The sequence below is a fragment of the Litorimonas sp. WD9-15 genome (genome assembly GCF_050271975.1).
GTDB lineage: Bacteria > Pseudomonadota > Alphaproteobacteria > Caulobacterales > Maricaulaceae > Litorimonas.
Genome location: NZ_CP189850.1, coordinates 244,178 through 258,672 on the forward strand (window position 1 = coordinate 244,178; position 14,495 = coordinate 258,672).

11 protein-coding genes are annotated in these 14,495 nt (G+C 53.1%); 3 read left to right on the forward strand and 8 right to left on the reverse strand.

Annotated elements, in window-relative coordinates:
* The first annotated feature begins 60 nt into the window (after positions 1-60).
* Genes ACP9M6_RS01185 through ACP9M6_RS01195 form a run of 3 tightly spaced genes read left to right on the forward strand, consistent with a single transcriptional unit; the run spans position 61 to position 4,500 of the window.
* Positions 61-2,184 (forward strand): glycoside hydrolase family 97 protein, encoded by a 2,124-nt coding sequence (locus ACP9M6_RS01185; protein ID WP_427452708.1) that lies wholly within the window; start codon positions 61-63, stop codon positions 2,182-2,184.
* Positions 2,177-3,130, forward strand: a complete 954-nt coding sequence (locus ACP9M6_RS01190) for an alpha/beta hydrolase (RefSeq protein ID WP_427452710.1) — start codon at positions 2,177-2,179, stop codon at positions 3,128-3,130. Before ACP9M6_RS01185 ends, ACP9M6_RS01190 begins: the two co-directional genes overlap by 8 nt.
* Complete coding sequence (locus ACP9M6_RS01195; protein WP_427452711.1) at positions 3,127-4,500, forward strand: alpha-amylase family glycosyl hydrolase; 1,374 nt, start codon at positions 3,127-3,129, stop codon at positions 4,498-4,500. The genes ACP9M6_RS01190 and ACP9M6_RS01195 overlap by 4 nt, the downstream gene beginning before the upstream one ends.
* On the opposite strand, the gene ACP9M6_RS01200 is transcribed toward ACP9M6_RS01195, so the two are convergent.
* The 8 genes from ACP9M6_RS01200 to ACP9M6_RS01235 all read right to left on the reverse strand — a co-directional run bounded on the left by ACP9M6_RS01200 (position 4,501) and on the right by ACP9M6_RS01235 (position 14,398).
* Positions 4,501-6,111 carry a CRTAC1 family protein gene (locus ACP9M6_RS01200; protein ID WP_427452713.1) on the reverse strand — a complete coding sequence of 537 codons (1,611 nt, stop codon included), beginning with the start codon at positions 6,109-6,111 and terminating at the stop codon, positions 4,501-4,503.
* A 92-nt stretch (positions 6,112-6,203) separates the two neighbouring features.
* The gene (folE, locus tag ACP9M6_RS01205) at positions 6,204-6,791 is read right to left on the reverse strand and encodes a GTP cyclohydrolase I (protein ID WP_427452715.1); all 588 of its coding nucleotides are present in this window, start codon (positions 6,789-6,791) and stop codon (positions 6,204-6,206) included.
* Between the two features lie 46 nt (positions 6,792-6,837).
* Entirely contained in the window at positions 6,838-7,275 is a 438-nt protein-coding gene (locus tag ACP9M6_RS01210) for a DUF1499 domain-containing protein (protein WP_427452717.1), read from the reverse strand.
* Positions 7,272-8,297 carry a YheT family hydrolase gene (locus ACP9M6_RS01215; RefSeq protein ID WP_427452718.1) on the reverse strand — a complete coding sequence of 342 codons (1,026 nt, stop codon included), beginning with the start codon at positions 8,295-8,297 and terminating at the stop codon, positions 7,272-7,274. Before ACP9M6_RS01215 ends, ACP9M6_RS01210 begins: the two co-directional genes overlap by 4 nt.
* An 89-nt stretch (positions 8,298-8,386) precedes the next feature.
* Positions 8,387-9,010 (reverse strand): hypothetical protein, encoded by a 624-nt coding sequence (locus ACP9M6_RS01220; RefSeq protein ID WP_427452720.1) that lies wholly within the window; start codon positions 9,008-9,010, stop codon positions 8,387-8,389.
* Positions 9,011-9,931: 921 nt separating this feature from the next.
* Positions 9,932-11,983, reverse strand: coding sequence for an acetyl-CoA carboxylase biotin carboxylase subunit (locus tag ACP9M6_RS01225; protein WP_427452721.1), 2,052 nt, complete (start codon positions 11,981-11,983; stop codon positions 9,932-9,934).
* Positions 11,973-12,896 (reverse strand): Abi-alpha family protein, encoded by a 924-nt coding sequence (locus tag ACP9M6_RS01230; RefSeq protein ID WP_427452723.1) that lies wholly within the window; start codon positions 12,894-12,896, stop codon positions 11,973-11,975. The genes ACP9M6_RS01225 and ACP9M6_RS01230 overlap by 11 nt, the downstream gene beginning before the upstream one ends.
* A complete protein-coding gene (locus tag ACP9M6_RS01235) occupies positions 12,866-14,398 on the reverse strand; it encodes an acyl-CoA carboxylase subunit beta (RefSeq protein WP_427452725.1) in 1,533 nt (510 codons plus the stop codon). The genes ACP9M6_RS01230 and ACP9M6_RS01235 overlap by 31 nt, the downstream gene beginning before the upstream one ends.
* Positions 14,399-14,495 lie beyond the last annotated feature (97 nt).

Here is a 14,495-nt window from a genome sequence, read left to right on the forward strand (position 1 = left end):
TTTTTACAATGCGTCTTAGCATAACCTCACGGCAAACAAAGAACAAAGGGGAATTCCGCCATGCGCTTTCACGTCGCTCTTGCCACCGCGTCCATGCTGGTCCTATCCGCCTGCACCGCGCAATCCACCGCTCAAACGGCATCCAGTTCCGGCACGGCAGATGTCCTCGCGCCGGACATGGCAACAACGCTCGACGTCGCCTCCCCTGATGGCCGGGACAGTTTCAGCCTGAGCGATGAAGGCGGGCAATTGCGTTATACGGTGTCGCGCAATGGCGAAGAGATTGTCGGTTCCTCTCGCCTCGGTCTGCGCTTTCTCGGCGAACATTCGCTGGACGCGAATCTGAAAATTGTGGGCGAGTCCCGCTCTGAGACTGACAGCACATGGGAGCAGCCTTGGGGTGAACGCCGTGTCGTTCGGGATACGCACAAAGCCCTGACGGTTGAGGTGGAACGGATTGATACGGGTCGTCGCGGATTTATCGACATCAAGATGTTCGATGACGGTCTCGGCTTTCGTTACCGTGTTCCAAATTCCGGCGATGTCGCCGTCATTGACGAATTGACCGAATTCAATATCGGGCCCGAGACCAATAGCTGGACCATCCCGGCCCGCATGTATAACCGCTATGAATATCTCTATGCGGAAAAGCCCGTCGGGCAGTTGCAGCTCGTCCATACGCCTGCGACGTTCGAGAAGGAGAGCAGTGTCCATCTCTCGATTCATGAGGCCGCCCTCGTCAATTACTCAGCCATGAGCCTGGAACAAAACCGCGAAGGTGTTTTGGAGGCCGATCTCTCGCCACGCAGTGACGGCGTGAAGGTCCGGCTGGACGGCGATATCCTCACGCCGTGGCGGACCATTCAAATTTCAGATGATGCGGCGGGTCTGGTCAATTCCGATCTTATCCTGAACCTGAATGAGCCAAATAAACTCGGCGATGTCAGTTGGGTCGAACCCGGAAAATATGCGGGTATTTGGTGGGAACAGCACATTCGCGAAGGCACATGGGGCAACACCCCCGCCCCGAACCGCCATGCGGCCACAACGGAAGCGACGAAAGCCAAGATCGATTTTGCCGCGAAATACGGCTTTAACGGCGTCTTGGTCGAGGGTTGGAATACGGGCTGGGACGGCGACTGGTTTAATAATGGCGACGTGTTTTCCTTCACCGAAACCTATGACGATTACGACATGCCTGCCCTCGCCCAATATGCGCGGGACAAGGGCACACGTCTGATTGGTCATCACGAAACATCCGGCAATATCACAAATTATGAAAATCAATTGGCGGATGCGCTCGACCTGATGGAATCCTCCGGCGTCCGCGCGATCAAGACCGGCTATGTCGCCGATGCAGGCAACATCAAACGCGTCGATGAAAACGGCGTCGCCCATTACGAATATCACGACAGTCAAGCGCTGGTCGATCACCATTTAAAAGTCGTCAAAGAAGCCGCCAAGCGACAGATCGCGATTAATGCGCATGAGCCCGTCAAAGATACCGGCCTGCGCCGGACCTATCCCAATTGGGTCAGCCGTGAGGGCGCGCGGGGGCAGGAATTCAACGCCTGGGGTGTGCCGCCCAACGGGCCGGACCATGCGCTTGACCTGATCTATACGCGTATGCTCTCGGGACCGATGGATTACACGGCAGGCGCGTTCAACCTCCGCCCGAACGAGATGGAACCCGTCGGGGAAGACCTTCTCCGCAACAGTCCCGCATCCCGCATTGAGCATACACTGGCCAAGGAGCTCTCCCTCTATGTCGCGCTTTATTCCCCGATCCAGATGGTGATGGATTTGGAACGGAATTATGAAGCCCGGCCTGACGCCTTTCAATTCATTCTGGATGTGCCAACGGATTGGGAAGAGTCTCTTGCGCTGGATGGTGAGGTCGGAGATTTTGCCGTGATTGCGCGCAGGGACCGGAATAGCGAGGACTGGTATCTTGCGGCACTGACCGATGCTACTGCACGGGATGTCTCGATTGACCTCAGCTTCCTCGGTGACGGCGACTATGAAGCGCAAATCTACCGCGATGGTGCGGAGGCAGATTACGAATCTGACCCATATGATATCGTGATTGAAAATCGAACGGTGTCATCCGCGGATAAGATGGAATTGTCTTTGGGCCGTTCAGGCGGTGCAGCCATTCGATTCCTAAAACTAGACAATGAATAGGGCTCTTGTCCTCTCAATCGCATTTCTAGGAACAAGCTGTGCGCCACAGGCGCAAGACGCAGAAATCGATTGGTCCTATAGAACTGAAGTCGATGCTGATTCTGTCGCGGGAGATTATCGCGGCATCACGGGCGAGGTCAGGCGGCTGAGTTTTTCGTCCGATCTCGTAACGGACCGAGAGGTCGAAATCTGGCTACCGCCTTCTTATGAGAGCGCGCCGGACAAGCATTATCCCGTTCTCTATATGCATGACGGGCAGAACCTATTCGACCCTGAACAGTCGAAATATGCAGGTTGGGATTGGGGCATTGATGAAGCTATGACAGCATTGGAATTAGACGTCATAGTCGTCGGTGTTCACAGCGATGAGAGTACGAGAAACATCGACTATTTCCCGCAAGGCGCAGGGCTGGACTATGCCGAAGCCTTTCGTCAGGATTTCGGCCTCTTCGATCCGGATGAACTGAATGCGGATAATTATCTTTCGTTTCTAATTGAGGAGGTTAAAACCGAGATAGACAGCACTTTTCGAACTTTACCAGAGCGCGACACGACCTTTATCATGGGTTCCTCCATGGGTGGCCTGATCTCGCTTTATGCGATCAGTGAGTATCCGGATGTCTTCGGCGGCGCCGCGATGGTGTCCACGCATTTCCCACCGGGCGACGGTGTTCTCGTCAATTACTTTGCCGATAATCTGCCTGATCCAAAAACGCATCGCCTCTATTTCGATTTCGGCACAAAAACGCTCGACCACAATTATGAACCCTATCAGGACAAGATGGACATCGCTGTTGAAGCCGCCGGATATGCGCGCGGCGATAATTGGACGACGCGGAAATTCGAAGGCCATGACCATTCGGAACGCGCATGGCGCAACCGCGTCCATGTCCCGCTCATGTTTCTTTTGGCGGGTGAAAATGTTGAAGGTGGAGAGCAGAGATGAAATTCATAAGTTTGTTAGCGGGCACCGCACTTGTTCTTTCAGCCTGCGCAGAAGCACCGTCTGAATCCAAAACGCCAGCACCCAAACCGGCCGTCCAAGTTCAAAATCCCGACTGGTCAAAAGATGCGGTGATTTATCAGATCAATACGCGTCAATATTCCGAAGCCGGAACATTTGACGCGGTGCGCAAGGACCTGCCCCGCATCAAAGAGCTCGGCGTCGACATTCTCTGGCTCATGCCCATCCATCCGATCGGGGAAGCCAAGCGAAAGGGTCCCATGGGCAGCCCCTATGCGGTGAAAGATTTTCAGGCCGTCAATCCCGAACTCGGCACGTTGGAAGATTTCAAAACCCTTGTCCAAACCGCGCAAGACATGGGGATGAAAGTCATCATCGACTGGGTCGCCAATCATACGGCGTGGGATAATCATCTCATCACGGAACATCCAGATTGGTACACGCGCAACGACGCTGGAGAGATGCAACACCCGCCCGATACGGACTGGCTGGATGTGGCCGATCTGGATTATTCGAAAGCGGGTTTGCGAGACTACATGACGGAGTCCCTGCTCTATTGGGTGCGGGATGTCGGCATTGATGGCTATCGCTGCGATGTGGCGGGCATGGTGCCGACCGATTTCTGGAATGCGGTGCGACCGAAACTGGATGCAATCAAACCCGTATTCATGTTGGCCGAATGGGAAGAGCCGGAACTGCATGAGCAGGCTTTCGATGCCACCTATGCCTGGAAATGGAAGGAAGCCTTTCAGGATCTCGTCAATGATAAAGCGGACGCGACGGATATTGCGGCTTACTATAAGACCTATCAAAGCGATTGGCCCGTAGAGGCTATGCGCATGACTTACACCTCCAACCATGACCAGAACACATGGGACGGCACACCTTTCGAGATTTATGGCGATGCCTATGAAGCCGCCATAGCCCTCTCTTTTACCGGCCAAGGTCTTCCGCTGATTTATAACGGACAAGAGGGTGCGAATGATAAACGGCTGAAGTTTTTCGAAAAGGACGAAATTAATTGGAATTTGAACAGCCCCCTCAATCAACTCTTCAAAGACTTTGCGCAGTTCAAAACGGATAACCCTGTGCTCTGGAACGGGTCTTGGGGAACGCCTATGACCGAAATTAGAAATGACAATTCGCAAGCGGTCTTTAGCTTCATCCGCGAGACTGGGGACAATACTGTCTTGGGTATTTTCAATCTATCGGACGCTGAACAATCTGTCAGTTTCACAGATGAATTACCCCAAGGACGTTACACACAATTTCCCAATGAGCGCTTTGTCGAGATTGCAACATACACTCGTATGACTCTTGGACCGTGGGAATATCGTCTCTATAGCCGATAATTAATTGATCGTGATTATTTGACCCGCAGCGACGCCGTTGCGGGTTTCAATGCGGCCATCCGGAAACGTGACAGTTACATCGCCGGTTGTCACATCGCCCAGGCCAAAGGTCTGGCGCAAGGGGTCATGTGCGGTAAAGTTACTGCCAATCCGGACCTCGCGCATCTGCGTTTGGCCCGCCGCCGTGACAGAAACCCGCGCCCCGACTGTGGCGACATCTACTGTGAGCGCGTTCAGCCCTTCCGTCTCGTTCACCCAAAGCCGCACGCCACGTGTTTCATCTGACAGGGATTGCAGAATATCGATATCCTGATCGCCGTCAAAATCTGCGCAGATAACACCGCGTCCCTGATCGGCATCGTCCAAGCCAACTTCCTCGGACATTTCTCCAAACGTCCCATCCTGATTATTTCGAAAAAAACGGGACCGGTCCTCGGTATAAGGTAATTGCGGGTTACCGCCCGCATTATTGATCCAGCCATTCGTATGATAAATATCGAGCCAACCATCCGCGTCAAAATCGGCGAGACAAGCGCCCCAGCCCCAACCGCCCTGTTCTATACCTGCGGCGGCGCTGTCATTCACGAACGCCCCGCGGTCAGAGAGATAGAGGCGGTTGCCGTCAATTGAAGTGACGAACCAATCCAGATCACCGTCATTGTCAACATCCCCAACACTGGCCCCCATCCCGTTCCGATCCGTGATCTGGGACGTGTCGGTTATGTCCGTGAATTGATTATTGCCGTCATTCCGAAAGACTTGGGTTGTTAGAAAATCAGAGACATAGAGCAGGTCTAAATCTCCATCATTGTCGAAATCAGAGAAATTCGGTGCAAAGCCGTAATCATGATCGGGACCGAGAACACCTGAAGCCGAACTCACATTCAAGGCTGCCGAAATGCCTGAGCTTTCGCCAATCGGTACAAAGCGAATACCGCTCGAACCGCTCTCATTCCGCCAGAGTGTTTCCGTCTCTCCTGGATCCGTCGCCAGACGCGTGGTGCCCCAATGCGCCATCGCCATATCCAAGTCCCCGTCGCCATCAATGTCACCAAAGGCGGCGGAAATCGTATTTTTTGACGTCATATCAGCAAAGCCCGATGTGGCGGTGACATCTGTGAACACACCCGATCCATCATTTTCAAAGAGAAAAGACGGCTCATCATTTAGCCCCCCGAGGAAGATATCCAAATCCCCATCCTCGTCCATATCTGCCAAGGTCGGGCCGGACACCATCGTATTGACGCGGATGTTTGCCGTACCGGTAACGTCCGGAAAATTACCGCTATTATTCCAGAAAACACCGACGCCGCCATTGCCCGGACCGCGCGGAATAATCAGGTCCAGATCACCATCGCCGTCAATATCGCCGGTCGCCGCGCCGCCTGCGAATTGTGAGGGCATTTCTGTGTAATCGGACGGAAAAACGATTCCAAAACCCAGTCCCGTCGGCGTCGTATCCTTAAACGAAAGCGTGGGTTGCGTCGCAGCGGGAGGTGGTGTCGGCGCAGGGCCTGCAACAGCTATTGTGGGTGTTGATGAACCGCCACCCCCACCGCAAGCCGTCAGACTCAGAGCGAAGAAAGCTATGTAAAATCTTTGCAAAACCATGCATCACATTGGGACCCAAACGCTTTAAACGTCAAGATTCAATACGGTTTAGCTGCAATTTTCAGCAGTGTAATTTTTTACATGAGTTTGCGCTAGCGGGAGACAGAATCGCTCGCATTGACGAGTTGCATGAATTCTGCACGCGTCTCCGGCTGCAGGAACTGACCATTGAGGGCGGAGGAAATCATGCGGTGGGGCGTCCGAATACCGCGCATCGTCATACAAAGATGTTCGCCCTTTGCCATGACCGCGATATTTTCTGTTTCCAGATAATTTTTCAAATCATCAGAGATATCGGCGACGAGTTTTTCCTGTAAAGACAAGGCATGGGCGTTCTTATGCGCGATACGCGCGAATTTGGAGAGGCCGAGAACTTTATCTTCGGCGATATAGGCAACCGAGACATCACACCAGAACGGTAACATATGATGTTCGCACATGGACCAAACGCGCATGCCCGTCACGGCCACCATTTGGTTATGACGAACAGACGCGAAAGTTGTGTCTAATTTACCGGCATCATATTCGATAAAATCTCGCCAGAAATTTGCAATCCGGCGAGGTGTTTCCAGCAAACCCTCACGGTCAGGGTTTTCGCCCAGAGCAATGAGCATTTCACGGACGAGTTCTTTCATCCGCGCATGGTCAACTTTTTTGGGTTTTAAATGTTGTTCGGGCATGGTGGCCTTTCTGAAAGTGTCATAACTTTACGCGCTGGTCTTCTTCTTACGTGTTCGCAACACCTTCCGATTGCAGTATGCGGCGGATCTGTTCCACGCGTTTTTTATTTGCCCCCATATCGGAATGCCCGACACGACTGCCCGAGCGAATATGGCAGATATCTCCGTCCTGCCGTATTTCGACATCATCGACATATTTAAATATCCGGCTCATGAATGTGGCGGAGAGATAGGTTTCTGAGCGTGAGGTTATTGTTCCACCGATTTGTTCAATCACGTCCGCGACGTCATTTAAGGCGGCATTCAACGGGTCAACAAAACGTTCCGGTTGGACACCCGCCTCTGAGCAAACGACGTTCGGCTTGCTGCCGGGCTCCTTCAGCTTTCCCTCAATCAACCCGGGGGCTTCGCCCTTTTGGCTCAACAGGCCGAGTCCAATGAAAACCACAATAAGCCCTCCAATGATCAGTAAAAAAGTTGTCATGCGGTTTGCTCCATAACCTGTTGAATATAATCATCATACCATGTCGGCCCGAATAGTGATTGGAAGAATCCATTATGGCCGCCATGCGCATGGACGATGCGTTTGGCATTATCATTGAGCGTCAGGCTCATCACGTCACTGACCGGAATCATCCCGTCATCTGCCGCCGTGATGAGAGAAACCGGCACGGGACAATAGGCGAGATCATGCGGGTCAACGCGATAGGCATTAAAATAGGCTTCCATGGTTTGATATTCGGAATAGGCGGGCAGTAATTTCTGCGTCATGCCGAGGACAGAGCGCTCTTTAAGGACATCCGAGAAGTCATAGAGATGCGGGAAATGCTTTTGCTTGAGCCGCATGGACCGCGTCCATTTCTTCATGAAATAGCGTTGGAAGAGACGGTTTTTATCCACCAGTGGCGCAGCCCCCCATGGGTCCACGACGGGACTGATCGCGAAGATATGCTTCAAATTACTGATAGACAGATCACGTAGGGACCGCGCAATGCGGAGCGCAAAATTCCCGCCGAGTGAAAAGCCCACGATATAGACAGGCGCACCGTCGGCCAGTTTCGCCGCCTGTTTCACGGCATAGAAAACCTCATTAAACAGTGTTGAGTAGAATAGGCCTTCATTCAAATGATGGCTTTCGCCGTGGTCGCGATAATTCAGACGAAATACGGACGCCCCGCGTTCAAAGACGCGTTTTCCGCCACTCATGACATAGACGCTGTCCTGCGACCCTTCCCAGCCATGAAGGAAAATCACGAGCGCTTTATTATCCGGATGACGGGAATAGCTGCCCTTTAACCGGACGCCATCTTCGCAAGTGAGGATCCGGTCTTCAGCCGCGTCCACCATCGGGTTTGGTCCGCGTTTGCGGAATTTCAGACTGGCGAGAATGGTCTGCACCATATGATGGCGCATCCACCACGGCGGGATAAACGGCGCGACATCGGCCGGCAGAGGCGGCAAGCCTGTCTCGGTCTTATCTTGAAGTTGTGGGGCGGGAACCGTCATTGATTTTGTATTCAAAAACATAAAACGCGACCGTGCAAGATGCAGGCCGCGTTTTAAATGTAATCGTGGTTAGATTTAAGCCGGTTGACCTAAAGATCGTTCAGATAGGCCCCGAAATGCGTGTTCTCTCCCGCTTGAAGCCCGAGGGAGTCGACTTCGCTCTTGACCTTATTCGGGCAATCGCCGCGCAGGACGATGGAAATTTTGGACTTACCCGCAACGTCAACAGTTTCGACTTCCGCCGTGACACCGTTACGTTCAAAGTGGCGACGGGCAACTTTTGCCTCGTAATAGCGGGACTTCTTGGACAGCGCGTCTGTCAGTGTCTCCGCACTGGCAACTGAGGAGCAGGATCCGCGGAATTTCGGAACATAGGTGCCGATGATGGACGCCGTGGTCCGCTTCATTGGAAAGGTCGTTTTGACCGAGCGTTCCCACTTTTCAATCGGACCGTCTGTCGACACCATGGTGTGGACTTCCAATGTTTCATTATCGCAGAGCGTTGTGATGGTGTTAGAGCGACCCGGCAGCAGGAAATAGCGGTCAATATGGTCGGACTCACCCTGTGTCTCGAATTCCTTCTCCACGACTTGCACAATATCATCGAGGTCAGAGGTGTCGTCAAAAAAGCCGCGCCATTGAAAAAACCTGTCGGGACCATTGGCAGCGGCGCGGCGGGTGGGATTAAGGGGGCGATTATCAAGGTAAAGCATGGCGTCCTTTATAGGTTCTGTCTGCGTGGGTTAGCCGAAAATGTCCGGGACGCGCAAAGCGAACGGACAGACATGGTAAAAATTATGAATCTAAACTCTTGGGATCAGGCGGTTTTAGGCATGTCCGTTTTATTGGCATAAAAAAATCTTTATCAAACCTTAACAAATCTGTCAAGATTTTTGCGCAATCGTAATGAAGGACAAGTCAACCGTTCCGCCTGAAATGATTCAGCTTTTTGTGGGGATTATCTTTCGGGGGCATGTCTGACAGTCAGGCAAGCTGAAGCGCTCGCAGCCCGTCGCGGGGTCTGCCGGAGTGTTCAGTTTGGGGAGGATGGACCGCCCGCGTGGCCGGCACCCCTGCCGGAGTACCGAGAGTTTTATTTTATTTTGCAGAGGCTAGGCCACGCGGCGACGGTTGTAGACATAACGGTCCGTGCAATTCGCGTTCGCGAAATGCACCGGGTCCCGCAGTCGCGCCTCCGCCTAGTCCTCCCGTGAGAGGAACTTTCGTTCGAGGCCCGGCGGTCAACGCTCGCCATGAAAGACCCGGCACAGATTGGGCTCGATAGTCAATTGCTCAGTCCCGCCGTCCCATGAGCAACAAACCACGATCGATTGTCTGTCCATCTCATCGGAACAGATGAAACATAGCGCGGGGCGCAAAAGCGGGGATACGATTGTTCTTAAACGGGGATTGGGTACGCAACCTCTCCCCATATTCCGTCCACCCCAAACTTGATTTGGGGTCCAGAGCGTCAATGAGCCCTCCGTCCCGTTACGCACTGAAAACGAACTCAGCTCTGGACCCCAGCTTTCGCTGGGGTGAACGGGAATAGAGGTGAGGGATCGGAAAAAATTCACGTCCAGAGTGAGACTGACTTAAACGCGGATACACATCCGCATTCTGTGGGATTGACGTTACGCGTCCTTCGAGAATTCCATAATCACTTCATCCACGGCAAGGTTGTCTCCCGCCGCTGCGTTGATTTTCGAGACAACACATTTACTCTCGGCGCGGAGGGTGTTTTCCATCTTCATGGCTTCGACAACGGCCAGAGCCTGCCCGTCCTGCACTTCCTGCCCCTCTTCCACGAGGATGCTCACCACGACGCCCGGCATAGGACAGAGCAGGAGGTTAGATGTGTCCGCCGCGACCTTGATCGGCATATGAACCGCGAGTTCCGCCGCGCGGGGGTTTCGGACCTGTACATCAAATGTTACGCCGCGATGCCAGACGCGGAAGCCGCAGGGAATTTTCCGCGCCTTCATGACAAAAGGCTTGCTGTCGACAAAGGCCTTGACCGTTTCCTCACCCGGACGCCAGTTCAGCCCGACTTCCAGTTCCAGCGCGGCCTTGTCGCTATCATCATTCATGACAATCGTACGCAGGCCCGTTTCGCCGTTAATATCAGCGGTATAGATACGGTCCTCTCCCGTGGGGGATTTGACAGCCACGGACCATTCATCTGGAATGTGACGCGCATGATTGGGCAGGCTGCCGGAAATCTGCGCCGCGCGGTGTTGGCGGATGTCGTGCAGCAGCGCACAGATGGCCGCGATTTTTCGCGTATGGCCGGAATTTTCCGGCGCGCCGATAAAGCCGTCCGGATATTCCTCGGCGATAAAGGCCGTCGTGATATCGCCGCGTTCGAACCGGTCATGGTCATAGACCGCCTGCAGGAAGGGAATATTATGCCCGATCCCGTCCAACTCGAAATTATCCAGCGCCTCTTTCATGGCAGTCAGCGCGACACCGCGATCTTCGCCCCAGGTGCAGAGCTTGGCGATCATCGGATCGTAGAACATGGAAATCTCGCCGCCCTCATAGACGCCCGTATCATTGCGAATGATCGCGCCCGTCTCCGTCACCCGTTCCGCGGGCGGGCGGTAGCGTTTCAGACGACCGATGGAAGGCAGGAAATTGCGGTAGGGGTCTTCGGCATAAATGCGGCTCTCAATCGCCCAGCCGTTCAACACGACATCGTCCTGCGTCATGGAGAGCTTTTCACCCTGTGCGGAGCGGATCATCTGTTCGACCAAATCGACGCCCGTAATTAATTCCGTGACGGGATGTTCGACCTGCAGGCGGGTATTCATCTCGAGGAAGTAGAAATTCTTGTCCCCGTCCACGATGAACTCGACCGTGCCCGCCGAGTCGTAATCCACGGCTTTCGCGAGGGCGACGGCTTCGTCGCCCATGGCTTTGCGGGTGGCTTCGTCGAGGAAAGGCGACGGCGCCTCCTCAATGACTTTCTGGTTGCGGCGCTGGATGGAACATTCGCGCTCGCCGAGATAGATGCAGTTGCCGTGTTTATCGCCGAGGACTTGGATTTCGATATGGCGCGGTTGGGTGACGAATTTTTCGATAAAGATACGGTCATCGCCGAAACTGGTTTTGGCTTCATTCTTGGAGGACTGGAATCCCTCGCGGGCTTCCTCGTCATTCCACGCAATCCGCATGCCCTTGCCGCCGCCGCCGGCAGACGCTTTGATCATGACGGGATAGCCGATTTGGGTTGAAATTTTGACCGCTTCTTCGGCGTCCTCAATCAATCCCATATGGCCCGGCACGCAGGACACGCCCGCGTCTTGGGCGAGTTTTTTGGACGTAATCTTATCGCCCATGGACACAATCGCATGCGGGTTCGGGCCGATAAAACTGACGCCCTTTTTCTTGAGCAATTTCGCAAATTCAGGATTTTCCGACAGGAACCCATAGCCGGGATGCACAGCATCCGCGCCCGTCGCCTCAATCGCGGCAAGGATTTTATCCATGACGAGATAGGATTGATTGACAGCCGGCGGCCCAAGATGAACCGCCTCATCCGCCATCTCGACATGGAGCGCGTTTTTGTCGGCATCGGAATAAACCGCGACGGTGGAGATGCCCATGCGCCGCGCGGTCTTAATAACGCGACAAGCAATTTCACCACGATTGGCGATTAGGATTTTTTTGATTTTATTGGTCATTTTCAATCTCAGCCATACAGCTCTTTATAAAGGTAACACCGAAATTTGTTAGAAGGACATACTCAACAAAAAAGCTATGCCTATCGTGAACTCTAAGCTCATTAATTTCCATAAACTTAATCAAGCCGAGAGCTTCTAGCCCTTCCAAAACTTCATCTGAAAAAAACTTTTCTTTCTCGATAGAATATATTTTTGTATCAAAATAATCAGGATCAGTTATGCGAGTTTTCAACTGCTTAGAAAGCAAGCCTCTAAATTCAACGCCATCTTCTGCAAAAAAGTCTTTAATAGCTTCGAGCGCAGAGGACAAAAAATCCTTGTCACTGATAATATATTTACCCCATTCCTCCCTAGGAATGGAACCCATAGCATTCTGTATAACTCGACCATCATTAATTGCTCTAGAAACATCATACGGGCGAAAGATAAAAGGTGCGTCATCGTAGACTCCGCTACCAGATAAATATTGCAAATACTCCACGTGAGAACGAGATAGTTTTTTCAAAATATCTATAAATATTAGATTTTGAGAAGGGTTATTTTGTGAAGCATCTACCAATAATTTTGCCCATAACTCTGATAGGTTGTCTTCTATATCTGCTTCTAGGGATGCCCCTTCTACCCACTGTAACAAAAATTTAGGAGGAATAGGGTTTATTGAAAGGCTATTTTCGTCACAGATTTTTTTCGCTTTAAGCAGAGCATTCAACGCAGCTTCCATTCTGAAGCCACGTAGTTTTGTTCCTAAGAACCCTGCACCCTCCGTAATTGGGCTCAAAAAATCTAATGCAGCATTTGCCAGCCTTGCACCTGCTTCACTATCAGTTTTGAAGCTAAAACCCTCTTTTCCAATCGATATTTCGGTAGCATTATTGGTCATAGCTAAAGCGGCAAGTTCCCATGTTTCTTCCAAGGGTTCTCTAGCTTTTTATCCTTCGCCAGCGCCAGCGCGCGACAAATCCGTTTGCGGGTCGATCGCGGCTGTATCACCTCGTCAATATAGCCGCGCTCTGCGGCCCTGAACGGAGATAAAAACTTCTCCTCATAATCCGCGACATGTTCCGCCGTTTTTTCGGCATCGTCCAAATCTTTCCGGTGTAGAATTTCCACCGCGCCCTTTGCGCCCATCACGGCGATTTGCGCGGTGGGCCAGGCATAGTTGATGTCATTGCGCAAGTGTTTCGGGCTCATCACGCAATAGGCGCCGCCATAGGCTTTGCGCGTGATGACGGTGACTTTCGGGACTGTCGCTTCGCCGTAAGCATAGAGCAGTTTCGCACCGTGTTTGATGACGCCGCCATATTCCTGGTCTGTCCCGGGCAGGAAGCCGGGAACGTCGACGAGGGAGAGGATCGGGATTTCGAAACAATCGCAGAAACGGATAAAGCGCGCGGCCTTGCGCGAGGCATCACTGTCGAGACAGCCGGCCAGCACCATGGGCTGGTTCGCGACGACGCCGACGGTTTGGCCTTCGAGGCGGATGAAGCCGCACAGGATGTTCTTGGCGAAGTCTTCCTGAATTTCGAAAAAGTCACCTTCATCCGCGAGCTTCTCGACCAGTTCCTTCATATCATAGGGCAGGTTCGGATTATCGGGCACGAGCGTATCCAGCGATTTATCTTCGCGGTCATGGCTGTCGTAAAATGTCCGCACGGGCACGCCGCTGCGATTATTCAGCGGCAGGAAATCGAACAGGCGACGAATTTCCGACAGCGCCTGCATATCATTATCGTATGCGCCGTCGGCAACCGAGGATTTCGTCGTATGGGTTTTCGCCCCGCCCAATTCCTCGGAGGTGACAATTTCATTCGTGACGGTCTTGAGGACATCCGGTCCCGTCAGGAACATGAAAGAACTGTCGCGGACCATGAAGATAAAATCGGTCAGTGCGGGGGAATAGACGGCCCCGCCCGCGCTCGGCCCCATAATCACGGAAATCTGCGGCACGACCCCACTGGCCAGAATATTATTTTGGAAGACCGAGGAATAACCCGCGAGCGCCGAGACGCCTTCCTGAATGCGGGCCCCGCCGGAATCCTGCAAGCCAATAATCGGCGCACCGTGGCGCATGGCCATTTCCTGCACCTTGTTGATTTTCTTGGCGTGGGTCTCGGACAGCGACCCGCCAAAGACAGTGAAATCTTGCGCAAAGACGAAAGTCTTTCGGCCATTAATCGTGCCCCAGCCCGTGACGACGCCGTCGCCCGCCATCTTGTTCTTCTCCATCCCGAAATCGGTGGACCGATGGGTGACGAACATGTCGAATTCTTCGAAGGAACCGGGGTCGAGCAGGAGTTCCAAGCGCTCCCGCGCGGTCAGCTTGCCCTTGGCATGCTGCGCATCAATGCGGCGTTGTCCGCCGCCCATCCGCGCTTCATCACGACGGGCCTGTAACTGGTCTAGAATATCGCTCAAGGTAAACCCCCGTTTTAGCTCGATATTAAACGTTGCACCCTACTGACGGGGCGGGGCAGTTCAAGCCTGATTTCGGCCTAATCCGGGGTGAATATGG

What these genes read in the sequence shown, in the direction of transcription:
- ACP9M6_RS01190 (WP_427452710.1), top strand. Translation starts at nt 2,177, where the DNA reads ATGAATAGGGCTCTTGTCCTCTCAATCGCATTTCTAGGAACAAGCTGT.
- ACP9M6_RS01225 (WP_427452721.1), bottom strand. Translation starts at nt 11,983, where the DNA reads ATGACCAATAAAATCAAAAAAATCCTAATCGCCAATCGTGGTGAAATT.
- ACP9M6_RS01200 (WP_427452713.1), bottom strand. Translation starts at nt 6,111, where the DNA reads ATGGTTTTGCAAAGATTTTACATAGCTTTCTTCGCTCTGAGTCTGACG.
- ACP9M6_RS01185 (WP_427452708.1), top strand. Translation starts at nt 61, where the DNA reads ATGCGCTTTCACGTCGCTCTTGCCACCGCGTCCATGCTGGTCCTATCC.
- ACP9M6_RS01195 (WP_427452711.1), top strand. Translation starts at nt 3,127, where the DNA reads ATGAAATTCATAAGTTTGTTAGCGGGCACCGCACTTGTTCTTTCAGCC.
- ACP9M6_RS01215 (WP_427452718.1), bottom strand. Translation starts at nt 8,297, where the DNA reads ATGACGGTTCCCGCCCCACAACTTCAAGATAAGACCGAGACAGGCTTG.
- ACP9M6_RS01220 (WP_427452720.1), bottom strand. Translation starts at nt 9,010, where the DNA reads ATGCTTTACCTTGATAATCGCCCCCTTAATCCCACCCGCCGCGCCGCT.
- ACP9M6_RS01210 (WP_427452717.1), bottom strand. Translation starts at nt 7,275, where the DNA reads ATGACAACTTTTTTACTGATCATTGGAGGGCTTATTGTGGTTTTCATT.
- folE (WP_427452715.1), bottom strand. Translation starts at nt 6,791, where the DNA reads ATGCCCGAACAACATTTAAAACCCAAAAAAGTTGACCATGCGCGGATG.